The following is a 14050-nucleotide window of genomic DNA, read 5'->3' on the forward strand; positions in this document are numbered from 1 at the left end:
TCAGGAGAGCAAGATGGCAAAACAGATTTCCCGTCGCACCATCCTCAAGGCCGCCGCTGCCAGCGCAGTGGTCGGTGCAGTTCCCATCCGCAGCTGGGCCGCGGAATCCGCAAAGATCGGCGTGATCCTGCCGACATCCGGCGTGTTCGCCTTCCCCGGTCAGCAGTCGCGCAAGGGCATCGAGTACGCCGCGCTGGTGAACAAGGAGCGCAACGGTCCGAACATGGAGTTCATCTTCGCCGATACCGAATCGAAGCCGGAGAACGGTCGCGTCGCTGCGGAAAAACTGATTCGGCAGGGATGCACGGCGCTGATCGGCGCATGGGATACGGGCGCAACCATCTCTGCCGCGCAAGCGGTCGAGACCGCCAAGGTGCCGCTCCTGATCAACATCGGCTCCGCGCCGCAGATCACCGAGCAGGGCTTCACGCAGATCTTCCGCAACTTCGCATCGGTGTCGTCGATGATCGCTTCCGCGGTCACGCGCATCCATGAGCTGGTGACGACGCAGAAAGTGATGCCCAAGAGCGCCGTGGTCCTGTACGTCAACGACACCTTCGGCCAGTCTGCGCTGGCGTCACTCGACGCGATCTGGGAAAAGGCAAAGGTGCCCATCAAGATCGTCGACAAGATCGGCTACGACGTGCGTGCCAAGGACTTGTCGGTCGAAGTGGCGAAGGCCAAGGCGACCGGCGCCGAGCTGGTGCTGCCGATCACGCGTACCAATGACGCCATCATGATCGTGCGCGAAATGGTCAAGCAGAAATACAACCCGATGGCCATCATCGGCCCGGGCAGCCCCGGCCCGTACGAACGTGCCTTCACCGATGCGCTGGGCAAGTTCGGCGACGACTACATGATCTGCGTGCCGTGGTGGAACCCGCGCAATCCGCGCGCCAAGGTCATCGCCGAACGTTACGAAAAAATGGAAAAGGGCAACCGCTTCGAACTCAACGTCGGCTTCTCGTTCGAGGCAGTCGAGGTGATGGCGGATGCGGTCAAGCGCGCCAAGTCGAACGACCCGGCCGCGATCCACGCGGCGCTGAAGACCACCAACATCGAGGATCACATCATGTACGGCGGTCCGATCCGCTTCGACGAAAAGGGCCAGAACCCGAACATCGGCGTGGCCTTGCTGCAGAACCGCGACGGCGTGCCTACCGTGGTCGGTCCGCAGCAGATCACGATGGCCGCGCCGGCATTCCCGATGCGGCCGTTCGCCGGTCGTTGAGGCGGCCGTCCCGAGCGCAAGCACCAAACAAGGCGCGCTGCTTCGGCGCGCCTTTCCGTATCTGAATCAATAGAATCCTATGCTCACTTCCAACCTGCCTCTCTACGCCAACATGGTGGCCAGCGGCGTGCTGATCGGCGTGATCTACGCGTTGATCGCGCTGGGCCTGACCATCGTGTTCGGCGTGATGCGCGTCGTCAATTTCGCGCACGGCGAACTCGTGGTGGTCGGCATGTATCTCGGCTACCTGATGTGGTCGGCATTCGGCCTGTCGCCCATCGTTGCCATGCCGATTTCGGCCATCATCATGTTCTGCGCAGGCTACCTGCTGCAAACCGGACTGATCAACCGTTTCATCCGCCGTCCCCATCACGTGCAGGTGATCCTGTTCGTCGGCCTTGCGCTGTGCATCACCGGCCTGCACATGATCATCTTCGGACCTGAAGCGCGCCCCATCAGCAGCGCCGCCAGTTTCGAAGTGGTCGAACTCGGCTTCCTGCAGCTCGATGCGGTCCGCCTCTACGGCGCGCTCGCGGCATTGGCTCTGATTGCACTGCTGCTTGCCTTCCTGCGCTATTCCGATACCGGCGCATCGATCCGCGCGGCGGCCGACAATCCCATCGGTGCCGCCGCCATCGGCCTGCGCGTCAATCGCGTGTTTGCCATCACCGCCGGCATCGGCCTGGCATGCGCGGGCGCTGCCGGCACGCTGATCGCGCCGATCTTCGACACGCAGCCGTATCTGGCCAGCGACATGACCACGATGGCCTTTGTCGTCGTCATCATCGGCGGGCTGGGCAGCGTCGTCGGTGCGCTGGTCGGCGGCGTGCTGATCGGCATTTCCGAAAGCATCGCCGCATTGGTGATCAATCCGGCGATGAAATCCATGATTTCCTACGGCCTGTTGATCGCGATGCTGCTGATCCGTCCGCAAGGCTTGTTCGGCGGGAGGCAGCGATGAAAAACCTGATACTGAAAGACGGCGGCATCGCCGCACTCGTGTTCTTCGTGCTGCTGGCCTTGCTGCCGGCGGTGACCGGCGATGCGCTGATCTCGATCGCCACGCTGGTGCTGATGTTCGCGGTGTACGGCATCGCATGGAACCTGATGATGGGATACGTCGGCCAGCTGTCGCTCGGTCACGGTCTCTACATCGGACTCGGTGCGTATGCGGTGGCGCTGGCCACCGGCACGCACGGCCTGTCGCCGTGGCTGGGCATCCTGATCGGCGCGGCGATCAGTGCGGTCGTGGCGGCGGTGATCGCCTTCATCGGCTTCCGCTTCTCGGTGCGCGGCATCTACTTCACGCTGCTGACCATCGCTTGCGCGGAAATGATGCGTATCAGCTTCGACAACTGGAGCTATGTCGGCGGCACCGGCGGCTACTTCCTGAAGGCGGCGGGCGATACGCATCCGCTGCTGTCGCTGCGCGGCGATTCGACCTTCTTCTACTTCGCCTTTCTCATCCTGACCGCGATCACATTCCTGTGCAGCGCGGCCCTGATGAAATCGAAGTTCGGCTACTTCTGGCGCGCGATCCGCGAAGACGAGGATGCGGCGCGTGCCCTGGGCGTGCCGACGCTGCAACTGAAGATTCTGGCCGTGGTGATCAGCGCGATCATGACCAGCATCGGCGGCTCGTTTTACGCCTTGTTGAGCGGCAGCCTGTTCCCCGACACCATGATGGGCATGCGCTTCTCGATCGAGATCGTCATCGCCCCGATCATCGGCGGACTCGGCACGCTGTTCGGCCCGATCGTCGGCGCGCTGTTCGTCGTGCCGCTCGGCGAGTTCTCGAATCATGTCGCGCAAAGCACCGGCATCTACGGACTGAATCTGCTGATCCACGGCGCGCTGCTGCTGGTCGTGGTCTGCTTCATGCCCGAAGGCCTGTGGCCGGCGATTGCGAAGCGCTTCGGCCGCCTGCGCGCGCCGGCGGCGGCCAAGGCATCCACACCTGCAACGGAGGGCCAATAATGACTACACCATTGTTGCGGGTGGAAAGCCTGACAAAACAGTTCGCGGGCCTGAAGGCGGTAAGCAATGTGAGCTTCGACGTCGCCGCCGGTTCCATCGTCGGCCTGATCGGCCCCAACGGTGCCGGCAAGACCACGTGCTTCAACATGATTTCCGGCGCGTTGACGCCGACGCAGGGCCGCGTCGTGTTCGAAGGTGAATCGTTCGACGGATTGTCGCCGGAGCAGATCTGCAAGCGCGGCGTGGCGCGCACCTTCCAGGTGGTGCGTCCGCTGCTCGACATGACCGTGCTGGAAAACGCGATGGTCGGCGCGCTGCTGCGCTCGCCCACGCTGGAACATGCACGTGATGTCGCCGCCGATACGCTGACCAAGGTGGGGCTGAGGCACAAGATGGACGTCAAGGCGCAGTACCTGACGCTGCCGGATCGCAAGATGCTGGAACTGGCGAAGGCGCTCGCGACCAGACCGAAGCTGTTGCTGCTCGATGAAGTGATGGCCGGCTTGCGCCCGACCGAGGCGAACGAAGTGATCGAGGTGCTGCGCGCGCTTAATCGCGACGGGCTGACCATCGTGCTGGTGGAGCACGTGATGCGCATCCTGATGTCGGTTGCACAACACGTCGTGGTGCTGCATCACGGCGAGCTGCTGATCCAGGGAACGCCGCAGGAAGTGACGCAGGATCGCCGCGTGATCGAAAGCTATCTGGGAAGGAAGGCCGAAAGTGTCGAATGAAGTATTGGATGACGTATTGAAAGGGAACGCACCTCTGCTGGAGGTCGACAACCTGAAGGTGCACTACGGCGAAGCCGAGGCGCTCGCCGGCGTGAGCTTTCACATCATGCCGGGCGAGATCGTCTCCATCGTCGGCGCCAACGGCGCGGGCAAGACCACATTGATCCGCGCCATCGCGGGAATGCTGCCGGCGAAGACGGGCAGCATCCGTTTCAAGGGCAAGGACCTGAAGGGACTGGACAGCGCCGCCGTCTGCGAGCTGGGCATTGCACAGGTGCCGGAAGGCCGCCAGATTTTTCCTTCACTCTCGGTTGAGGAAAACCTGCGGCTGGGCGCAACGCTGCGTCGTTCGCGCGCCGACCGCACGCGCAACATGGATCGCGTCTATGCGACCTTCTCGCGCCTCGCGGAACGCCGCAGTCAGCGCGCGGGCACGCTATCGGGCGGCGAGCAGCAGATGCTCGCGATCGGCCGCGCCATCATGGCCAATCCGTTGCTGGTGATGTTCGACGAACCGTCGCTCGGCCTGTCACCTGCGCTGACCGATGAAATGTTCGCCGTGATTTCGGCGCTGCATGGCAGCGGCCTCTCCGTGGTGCTGGTGGAGCAGAACGTGGTGGAGTCGCTCGCGATGTGCCAGCGCGCGTATGTGCTGGAGAACGGTGCGATCGCACTGGAAGGAACCGGAAAGGAACTGCTCGACGACGATCGCGTGCGGCAGGCGTACCTGGGCTTGTAACACTGCCTGTCATTTCGTGCGGACACGAGGATCAGCACTTCCGCTTTCGAAAAGATGTGAGTTTGTCATTCCTTGTGTCGTTCGTAGTGACGGTAATCGACCCGTTTGCATCGGCAAGCCGTCACTATCGAATTGCCGCCTCATGACGGAAGGGCTTGATGAATCGGGACTGTTTGATCGAAGAATTGCTGGCTGGTGCGATAGCAATGAACCATAGGTGAAACAGCTGCAATGTTTGTTCAGAGAAGATGTCTTATTGCAGCAACGCTGTTACCGATTCTGTTCGTTTGTCGCACCGATTGAACCTTCATTGTTGACGTGTTTTTCGTCGCTACCTAGAATCAATTCATTCGATAAAGAAACATTCGTTCGAATGGCGAACGATGTTGCGCAAACGAAGAATAGCGAAGTGATGGGATGACACCGGTCAGCAGATCGCTGACTGCCTCCCGACAATGAATCACAACTTCGTTGTGTAAAAAGAGGAAAGATCTCACGGTCTTTCCGAGGGCAATTGGATGCCTGAATTTTGTAAAACAAACAGGAGAACCTGATGAACAAGAAATACATTTTGGGAGGCATGCTGATGAGCGCTGCCGCATTCGGCCACGCGCAAACAGCCAGCAACGTCACGGTCTACGGCCTGGTCGACACCGGCGTGGAACACGTCACGAACGTGGCCACCGGCGGCGGCAACACCGGCTCGCTGACCCGCATGCCGACCAACACCGGCAACTTCCCGTCGCGCATCGGCTTTCGCGGCACGGAAGACCTGGGCGCAGGCCTGAAGGCAGTGTTCACGCTGGAAAACGGTTTCGGCCCTGACACCGGTGGCCTGAACCAGGGTGGTCGTCTGTTCGGCCGTCAGGCTTTCGTCGGTCTGTCCGGCGACTGGGGTACTGTCAGCGTCGGTCGCCAGTACACCATGCTGTTCTGGGGCACGCTGGACGCCGATATTCTCGGCAGCAACGTCTTCGGTTCCGGTTCGCTCGACTCCTATCTGCCGAACGCCCGCGCCGATAACTCCATCGCTTACCGCGGCACGTTCAGCGGCTTCACCGTTGGCGCAACCTACAGCCTCGGCCGTGATGCGACCAATGTTGCTGTAGCGAATCCGGCTGCCAATAACTGCGCCGGCGAAAACGCAGCCGACTCGAAGCAGTGCCGTGAATATTCGGCATTGCTGAAGTACGATGCGCCGACCTGGGGCGCGCTGGTGGCGTATGACCGCAAGTACGGCGGCAGCACCGGTAACGGCACCACGATTGGCCCGACATTCGACGGCCTGACTAACAGCGGCCTTACCGACACCCGCACCACCGTCAACGGCTACGTCAAGCTGGGTCAGGCGAAGGTCGGCGGCGGCGTGATCCTGCGCAAGAACGAAGGCAGCGCGACGCCGAAGTCCAACCTGTACTTTGTCGGCGCAGCCTACTCGATCACTCCGGCATTCGTGGTCGACGGCGAAGTGTACCGTCTGGACACGAAGGACAGCCCGAACGACTCGAACCTGTTCGCAGTGCGCGGCACCTACAACTTCTCCAAGCGTACGGCAGCCTATGTCACCGCAGGCCGCATCAACAACAGCGGTGCAGCGACGACCTCCGTCAGCAGCGGCGCACCTGGCAGCAACTCGCTCCCAGGCGGTTCGCAGACCGGCCTGATGGTCGGCATGCGCCACGCGTTCTGATGCAGTTGTAATCTGAAGTATCGAGCTTGATACAGCCTCCCGTTCCTGGAACGGGAGGCTGTTTTTTTTTGATGGCGGGAATTCACTCCAGCCGGATTTCGCCGTCGAACGTGACGCTGAACTGAAGCGCCGCGATCTCCAGCGTCATCTTTGCAGGCATGGTTTCGGTGCCGTCGAGCACGTGTTCAGCCATGGCCTTCGCCACGGCGCGCTCGATCTCGCGCTGCGAACTGACGCCGACCAGTTTCAGGAACTTGCGGATGCTGATGTTGAAAGTCTCTTCGTTCATGGAACTCTCCTTTCGAACAGCAAGGCAGGGCAGGCATGCGCAATCGCGTTCTCATGCTTGCCGCCACGGCATCACGCTGCGCCCGTTCCCCTTGTGGGAGAGGGAACAGGCAGATGACGCCGGGTTCAGCCTACCGCACTGGTACGGCTGATCATTGCCAAAAACTCTTCCCGCGTCGACAGATTCTCGCGGAATGCGCCCAGCATGCGGCTCGTGACCATCGCCACGCCGGGCTTGTGCACGCCGCGCGTGGTCATGCATTGATGTGAAGCCTCGATCACGACGGCGACGCCGTTCGGCTGCAGGATTTCATTGAGCGTATCCGCGATCTGCGCAGTCATCTTTTCCTGGATCTGCAGGCGCTTGGCATACACCTCGACCAGCCGCGCCAGCTTGGAAATGCCGACCACGCGGTGCGCCGGCATGTAGGCGATGTGCGCCTTGCCGATGATGGGCACCATGTGGTGCTCGCAATGGCTTTCGAAGCGGATGTCGGTCAGCACGATCATCTCGTCGTAGCCCTCGACCTCGGAGAAGGTGCGCGCCAGGATCTGCGAGGGCTCGTCCTTGTAGCCAGCGAAGAATTCCTCATAGGAACGAACCACGCGCGACGGCGTGTCCAGCAATCCTTCGCGCATCGGATCGTCGCCCGCCCAGCGGATCAGGGTGCGCACTGCGGCTTCGGCTTCCTCGCGGGATGGGCGGGCGGCGAAGTCTGCCAAGTCTGTTTTGTGAGATGAATTCATGGGTTTTTCCAAAAGCGATGGGTCAATCCGACAGTGTAAATCAGTGCATGAAATCCTGCGTGAGGCGGATCAGTCCGGGACTCGGTGCGTGACTGTGAAATTTCATCGAAAGCACCCTTGAACTGCGCAGTTTTTGCTACTCATACCTCGAATGGGTGATGGAATTCGTGATTTGCCTGAATTACTCTTTGGAAAAATTGTCATTCGACAATTGATTGCCAAAACAACTCCAACTCCCAGAGAGGAAAAACCATGCAAGGGAATTCAACGAAAACGCAACTGGCCGCAGCTGTCAGCCTGGTTGCATTGCTGCTGTCGGGATGTGGATCGTCCGGCGATTCTTCCACGCCCGCGCCGTCATCCAAGGCGGCAGTTACCCAGATCAGCGGGACGGCCGCGACCGGCGCGCCGTTTTCCGGTGCCGCCATCAGCATCATTGACAAGACCGGTGCGGTGGTCGGGCAGGCCACTTCCAACAGCGACGGCAGCTATTCCGTCACCTTGTCGGCCGGCGCGGCCGCGCCGTTTGTGATCCAGGCTGTGCGCGACGACCAGACACTGATCAGCGTCGTGCCGGATTCCGCGACCGCAACCGTGAACATCACCCCGATCACCAACCTGATCGCGTCGCGCCTGTCGACATCGGGCGACCCGGCCAAACTCGCTGCCGAACTGCAAGCCAATCCCGGCTTGCTCGACCCGGTCAAGGTCAATGCCAAGGTGGATGAAATCGTTGCCCTGCTCAAACCCTTGCTCGACGCCGTCGGCGCAACGGTCAATCCGCTGACCGGAAAATTCGCGGCGGACGGCACCGGTACCGACCGCGTGCTGGATTCGCTGTCGATCAGGATCACGCCGGACAGTGCGACAACGGCGAATATCGAGGTATCGATCAAGCAGGCGGGCGCGGAAGGCGAACAGCCTCCGGTGGTGCAGTTCACGAGTGCGACAGCAACGCCGCCTACTCTGCCGGCGGTCACCGCGAGCAACCTGGTGCCGAGCGGCACAGCGGTATTGATCGCGGACCTGATGCAGCGCCTGACCGCCTGTTTTGCATTGCCTGTGGGTGAGCGCACCGATACACCCGACGCTGCTGCAACGGCCGCCAACGTCACGGCTCCCGCCTGCAGGTCGCTTTTTGTGGACAATGATCCCGCGACCTTCAAAACTAACGGGAAGGTGATCGGCTACAGTGGCATCGGCAATGGCAACCACGGCAGCAACATCAACTATGCGTTCACCGGGATATTCCGCAACGGCGCAACCGGAGTCTTGTTTGACCGTGGCAGTTACGACTTCACACGCGGCAACGGCGATCTGGTCATCAGTTACCGCAATGTCGACAGTTTGGGCGGCGTACAGAATCAGGCATTGGTGGCCCGGCTATCGACTGCGGACAACAAGCTGAAGATCACCGGCAATAATTATGCATATGATGGTGGCGTCGATGCATATATGCAGCTGCGCACCTTCATCAATCAGCCGTCATCGGACTACTACAGCACCGGCTACAACTTCAGCATTCCGAACAACGGTCTGTTCGAAAAGGTTGTGGTCACCTCGCCCAAGGGTGAAGTCCTCACCTTGCTGCCAAGCATCGGCGCGAATTTGCTGAACCTGGAAAAAGGCGGTGTCTCCTTGGGCACCAGCTTCTACCGTGTCCGCAGTGTCTACGCCGACAGCGCCAATTCCGGCAACCCTGCCAATGCCGACACCAAACTTGCATTCAGCGCGACGCCGATGACGGATGCGGAACTGGCCTCCTATCCGCAGCAGAGTTCATGGAAGTTCGAGTACTACCTGAAGAGCGCCCCCGGCGTGCTGGCGGCGACGCAGCATTACCGGACCCGTGCGCGCGCGTTGACGATCGCCGAGTTCAGAACGCAAGGCCTGGCAAACCTGACAGACGAGGTCATCGGAGAGTTGAAGGCCGACACCGCTGTCTCGGGGGTATTGAATCTGCCCTTTGTCGAAGGCGGACCCGCGGACCTCGACTGGGATGTGCCGGCTGGTGCGCTGGCGCCTACCACGATCAAGATTTTCGGTCGCGGGCCGTTGATCAACGGTGTGCGTGAGATGTTTGACGACAGCGTGGCGGTCAACTCCAGCAAGCGCAACGCCATCATCCCCTGCACCAAGCAGACGCCCGCCGATACGCATTGCACGACAAGCAACGGCGTGACCGACTTTGCAGCGGGCGGCTTCCTGAACGGCTTCATGTTGAACGGGCGCGATCCGGTCGGCCGTGAAATCAGCCATTTCTACGCGACATACAAACTCGTCTTGCCGTAAGGGCAGATGGATTGCCGCAGGGTGCAAATGCACCTTGCGCGCAAGAAAGCTTCACACGAAGCGCCTCCATGCGAGGCGCTTTTTCATGCGTCTGCGGATTTCGTACTTATTTCTTGTAGTCATCGTGTTGTGGACGGTCAATTCGTGAGCGTCACCAATCTCTGCATGCTCTGCTCCATGACCGACGATCATGTCTTGCTGGTCGAGGCCATGCTGCAGAAATTCGATATCGCGAACATGCGCCCGCATGCCTGCAAACCCGGCACGGGTGACGAAGCTTGTGAACAGTTGTTGCGCAAGGCCCGTCGCTCGACGACATGCGTGCTTTTCTTCCGATGAACTCGACAAGCTGGAAGCCGGTCAGGCGCGACGGGTCTTCCGGGAACAGACGCTGGCAAGGAATCCTCGCCTTCGACAGGTGAGTGTCACGCATCGCGCAAGTCGCATGCGTTCACATGCTTGCATCACAGCCGCGCGTCGTCGCCCCACAGCTGATGCATGTTGAAGCGGATCGCGGCACGTTCCCCTCACAGCACTTCGCGCACCGCATTGAGCGGCACCGAGGTGTCGCGCCGGATCGGGAAGGACAGCGGCGCGCCGCGTGGGCCGACCAGCGCATGCACGACGGGCGTGGTCGTGGTTTTTCCCCTCGATGTCACCACGCCGATTTCACCGTTCTCCAACCGCACGAAGGTGCCGGTGGGATAGGTGCCGAACTCGCGCACGAAGCAGGCGGCCAAAGCCGGATCGACGTCTTTCTTGTGAACCAGCAAGACATTGTGGATCGCGGCGTTGGGCAGCAGCGATTTGCGGTAATCGCGCGTCGATACGGACGCGCAATAGCGGTCGGCCACGGCGAGAATCTTCGCGTTGGCGCTGGTGGCCGCGCCGGGCCTGGCGTTCGGATAGCCGCTGCCGTCTTCGTTCTCGTGATGCTCAAGCACGCATTCGAGCCAGTCGGCATCGGTTATGCCGGCCTGCCGCGCCATTAGTTGTTCTATGAAAAGTATTCCCGATCGCCTTCGCAAGCCGCACAGATGCGGGCTTGCGTGACAAATGTCCCGAATTTCATCAATCGCGCATAGTCGATTTGTCCTGCCTGGCAGGCGGTGAAACAGGAGTTCGGTACTACGCATTAAGGGAGCTAAGGCCCATGTGCCGGAGGTGTTGCATTTTTATAATTAATTCACCCAATCAAGCATTGCCGCCCGGTTAGAGCGGATGCGATCGCCAGAGAGTAAGTCGCTCGATACAGAGCTTCAGTTCCAGCCAGGAAAGACCGAGGGGAACCATGCAAGAGATACATTCGCTACTGCAGCTTCTTGTCATGCTCGTCGCAGACCCGCGCACGGCCATCCTGTTTGCGCTGCTCATCATTGCCGCGGTCAGCGACTACCGCACCTATCGGATTCCGAACTGGCTGACGATGGCTGGCGCGGCTTTCGCCCTGCTCTACAGCGCGTTCGTGCCGTTCTCGCCGGAATACGGTTTCCTGTGGTCGCTCGGCGGCCTGGCGCTCGGCTTTGTCATCACCGTGCCGCTGTATGCGCTGCGCGCGATGGGGGCGGGGGACGTCAAACTGATCGCGATGGTTGGCGCGTTCCTCGGCGTCTCGGATACGTTGTACGCAATCGTTTGCACCTTCATCGCGGGCGGCGTCGCCGCCATCGGATATGCCCTGTTTCATCGAGCGACCGGACGCATGCTTGCCAATGTCAAGAGCGCCGCCGGGTATCTGATGTTCTCGGCCGCCGCAGGCATCAAGCCGCAGGCGCAGATGGCGGCAGACAAGTCGATCGGAAAAATCCCGTACGCCATCAGCATCGCCGTCGGCACCATCGGCTATGTCGTGGCGAAGCAGCTGGGCTACATGTAGATCGCAATACCAACCCTTGCAAACCTCGACAGGTCGGACATGAAAAACATCAAAGCAATCGTCTTGCTGTTCCTCGCCGTCGTGATCGGCCTGGCAGCCGCGGTGTATGCCGCAGGATGGGTCTCGCAACAAGGCGGCATCGCATCCAACAAGGTCGTCGTTGCCGCGGTCGATATCGAGCTTGGCAGCAAGGTCACCCCGCAGATGCTGTCGACGGTGGACTGGCCCAGCGGGGCCATGCCGCCCGGCGCGTTCAAGGATGTCAAGGAATTGCAGGACCGCGTGGTGAAGGCAAGCATTCTGCGCGGCGAAGCTGTCCTCGAAGGCAAGCTCGCACCGGCAGGCACGCAGGGCGGTCTGTCGGCGGTGATCGCCGAAGGAAAGCGGGCCATGACGGTGCGCGTCAACGACGTGGTGGGCGTGGCCGGATTTGCCCTGCCCGGCAACCATGTCGACGTGATGCTCAATACGCAGCAGGACAAGGACGGCAAGGATGGCGAGGCCAGGCAGATCAGCAAGACGGTGCTGGAAAACGTGCTGGTGCTCGCGGTGGCGCAGGAGGCCAGCCGCGACGAAACCAAGCCGAAGGTCGTCAATGCGGTCACGCTTGAACTGTCGCTGGAGGATTCCGAAAAGCTCGACCTGGCCCGCAACGTCGGCACGCTGTCGCTGGTGCTGCGTAACCAGATCGACAAGAAGTCGGTAAAGACCGCAGGCGTCACCAAGAAGCAGCTGTTCGGCGAAGCGCCGGTGAAGATCGCGGACAAGCCGAAGCCGGTAGCCGCCAGGCCCGCCATTGCGCGCAGCAAGCCGGTGGAACTGCCGCCGGCGCAATGTGTCGAGGTCATCCAGCATGGCACGCGGGCGCTCAACTGTTTCTAACCATCGTCGTCAGGGAGCGTTCACATGCAAAATAAAACCATAACGATCATGATGCTTGCCGGACTGGCGCTTGGCAGCCAGGCATACGCGCAGACAAAGCCGGCCGCAGGCCAGCAGCCTGCGCCGGCACCGTCCTTGAAGCCGTGCACATCGGTGACCGTCGATCCGGCAACCAATGTCACTCTCGGCAAATCGTCGGTGGTGAAACTCAGCACGCCGGTATCCCGCATGGTGGTCGGCGGCATCGGGTCGAGCCGTGCCGGGAGACCGGCCGATGGCCGCAATCCGCAGCCTGGCGTTCCCGGCGCGCCGCCAGCGGGCGCGGCGCAGCAAGGTGGCGACAGCGTCGCCGATGTCGACATCACCCTGCTCAGCCCCACGGAGCTTTTCGTGCTGGGCAAGAAATCCGGTTCCATGAATCTGGTCCTGCAAGGCAACGACGGGCGCTGCGTCGTCAAGGACATCATCGTCACCATCGACCCCGGCACGCTGCAGGCGAAACTCGCCGAGCTGATGCCGGAAGAAAAGGACATCAGGATCAAGGGCGCGGAAAACGCGATCGTATTGACCGGCAAGGTCAGCGACGCGCTCAAGCTCGATGACGTGGTCACGCTGGCCTCGGCCTACGGCGACGGCAAGAAGGTCGTCAACATGCTGCGCGTGACGACGCCGCAGCAGGTCATGCTGGAGGTGAAGATCGCCGAAGTCAGCAAGAAGCTGCTCGACCGGTTCGGCCTCGATTACTCGCGTGCCTACACGTCGGCCGACGGACTGACCTCGCGCATCATCTCGGGCATCATCGGCGGCGGCTCCGCCGTGTTCGGGCAATTCAGTCCCAACATCAGCGGCGGTGCCATCACCGGCAATGCCGCCAGCGCCGTCAGCGGCACCTCGGCGGCGGCGATTGCCAATCTCAGCACCACGTCGCGCGGCGCCACGCTGTTCGGCATCGACGCGCAAAAGCAGGACGGCCTGATCCGCGTGCTGGCGGAACCCAACATCATGGCCATCAGCGGGCAATCGGCCAGCTTCCTGTCCGGCGGCAAGATCTTCATCCCTGTGGCACAGAGCAACAGTGGCGGCGGCACCGTCATGACGCTGGAGGAAAAGGAATTCGGCGTCGGCCTGAAGTTCACGCCGACCGTGCTGGACGGCACGCGCATCAATCTCAAGCTGGTGTCCGAAGCGTCCGAACTGTCGCAAACCGGCTCACCCTTCACCACGGTCAACGGCGTCACCTCGGTATTGCCTTCCATCGCCACGCGCCGCGTCGATACCACCGTGCAGCTCAACGACGGCCAGAGCTTCGCGGTCGCCGGTCTCGTCAAGAACAACGTCACCGAAACCATCAATAGCTTTCCCGGCGTCGGCGAGGTGCCCGTCGTCGGCGCGCTGTTCCGCTCCACCGAGTTTCAGAAGGATCAGACGGAACTCCTGTTCGTGATCACGCCGCGCCTCGTCAAGCCGGTCAGCGCGGACATCACGCTGCCGACCGACAACCACATCGTGCCCGGACGCGCCGACGCGATCTTCATGGGCAAGTCCGAGGGTGCGCCCGAGGCGCTTGCGCCAGCCAACAAATAAGCGGAGGACA

General features: G+C 61.3%; 14 protein-coding genes. 11 read left to right on the forward strand and 3 right to left on the reverse strand.

The genetic code is table 11. From position 1 onward, the window contains the following. The first annotated feature begins 13 nt into the window (after positions 1 to 13). The 6 genes from D3870_RS21560 (at position 14) to D3870_RS21585 (ending at position 6371) form a co-directional block, all read left to right on the forward strand. Positions 14 to 1231 carry an ABC transporter substrate-binding protein gene (locus tag D3870_RS21560; RefSeq protein ID WP_119743085.1) on the forward strand — a complete coding sequence of 406 codons (1218 nt, stop codon included), beginning with the start codon at positions 14 to 16 and terminating at the stop codon, positions 1229 to 1231. 79 nt (positions 1232 to 1310) lie between these two features. Beyond that, positions 1311 to 2192 carry a branched-chain amino acid ABC transporter permease gene (locus D3870_RS21565; protein ID WP_119743086.1) on the forward strand — a complete coding sequence of 294 codons (882 nt, stop codon included), beginning with the start codon at positions 1311 to 1313 and terminating at the stop codon, positions 2190 to 2192. Then, positions 2189 to 3208 (forward strand): branched-chain amino acid ABC transporter permease, encoded by a 1020-nt coding sequence (locus D3870_RS21570; RefSeq protein ID WP_119743087.1) that lies wholly within the window; start codon positions 2189 to 2191, stop codon positions 3206 to 3208. Before D3870_RS21565 ends, D3870_RS21570 begins: the two co-directional genes overlap by 4 nt. Further along, positions 3208 to 3942 carry an ABC transporter ATP-binding protein gene (locus D3870_RS21575; RefSeq protein ID WP_119743088.1) on the forward strand — a complete coding sequence of 245 codons (735 nt, stop codon included), beginning with the start codon at positions 3208 to 3210 and terminating at the stop codon, positions 3940 to 3942. Before D3870_RS21570 ends, D3870_RS21575 begins: the two co-directional genes overlap by 1 nt. Further along, positions 3932 to 4681, forward strand: a complete 750-nt coding sequence (locus tag D3870_RS21580; RefSeq protein ID WP_242490138.1) for an ABC transporter ATP-binding protein — start codon at positions 3932 to 3934, stop codon at positions 4679 to 4681. Before D3870_RS21575 ends, D3870_RS21580 begins: the two co-directional genes overlap by 11 nt. 553 nt (positions 4682 to 5234) lie before the next feature. Beyond that, positions 5235 to 6371: a porin gene (locus D3870_RS21585; RefSeq protein WP_422879674.1), complete on the forward strand. Its 1137-nt coding sequence runs from the start codon at positions 5235 to 5237 to the stop codon at positions 6369 to 6371. An 82-nt stretch (positions 6372 to 6453) separates the two neighbouring features. On the opposite strand, the gene D3870_RS21590 is transcribed toward D3870_RS21585, so the two are convergent. Continuing rightward, positions 6454 to 6660, reverse strand: a complete 207-nt coding sequence (locus D3870_RS21590; protein WP_119743089.1) for a DUF6494 family protein — start codon at positions 6658 to 6660, stop codon at positions 6454 to 6456. A 125-nt stretch (positions 6661 to 6785) separates the two neighbouring features. Continuing rightward, entirely contained in the window at positions 6786 to 7406 is a 621-nt protein-coding gene (gene folE, locus D3870_RS21595; protein ID WP_119743090.1) for a GTP cyclohydrolase I FolE, read from the reverse strand. A 252-nt stretch (positions 7407 to 7658) separates the two neighbouring features. On the opposite strand from folE, the gene D3870_RS21600 reads away from it, so the two are divergent. Together D3870_RS21600 and D3870_RS21605 are read left to right on the forward strand one after the other, a co-directional pair. Next, a complete protein-coding gene (locus D3870_RS21600; protein ID WP_119743091.1) occupies positions 7659 to 9698 on the forward strand; it encodes a carboxypeptidase-like regulatory domain-containing protein in 2040 nt (679 codons plus the stop codon). A 144-nt stretch (positions 9699 to 9842) separates the two neighbouring features. After that, complete coding sequence (locus tag D3870_RS21605) at positions 9843 to 10037, forward strand: hypothetical protein (protein WP_147375947.1); 195 nt, start codon at positions 9843 to 9845, stop codon at positions 10035 to 10037. Between the two features lie 188 nt (positions 10038 to 10225). Here D3870_RS21605 and D3870_RS21610 read toward each other — a convergent pair whose 3' ends face one another. Beyond that, complete coding sequence (locus D3870_RS21610) at positions 10226 to 10687, reverse strand: HD-GYP domain-containing protein (RefSeq protein WP_119743093.1); 462 nt, start codon at positions 10685 to 10687, stop codon at positions 10226 to 10228. Between the two features lie 302 nt (positions 10688 to 10989). On the opposite strand from D3870_RS21610, the gene D3870_RS21615 reads away from it, so the two are divergent. Genes D3870_RS21615 through D3870_RS21625 form a run of 3 tightly spaced genes read left to right on the forward strand, consistent with a single transcriptional unit; the run spans position 10990 to position 14040 of the window. Continuing rightward, on the forward strand, positions 10990 to 11574 hold the full coding sequence (locus tag D3870_RS21615; RefSeq protein WP_119743094.1) for an A24 family peptidase: 585 nt from the start codon (positions 10990 to 10992) through the stop codon (positions 11572 to 11574). A gap of 39 nt (positions 11575 to 11613) precedes the next feature. Beyond that, positions 11614 to 12456, forward strand: a complete 843-nt coding sequence (gene cpaB, locus D3870_RS21620) for a Flp pilus assembly protein CpaB (RefSeq protein WP_119743095.1) — start codon at positions 11614 to 11616, stop codon at positions 12454 to 12456. Between the two features lie 24 nt (positions 12457 to 12480). After that, entirely contained in the window at positions 12481 to 14040 is a 1560-nt protein-coding gene (locus tag D3870_RS21625; protein ID WP_119743096.1) for a type II and III secretion system protein family protein, read from the forward strand. Positions 14041 to 14050: the final 10 nt, after the last annotated feature.

It is taken from the genome of Noviherbaspirillum cavernae, from assembly GCF_003590875.1.
Classification (GTDB): Bacteria; Pseudomonadota; Gammaproteobacteria; order Burkholderiales; family Burkholderiaceae_D; genus Noviherbaspirillum; species Noviherbaspirillum cavernae.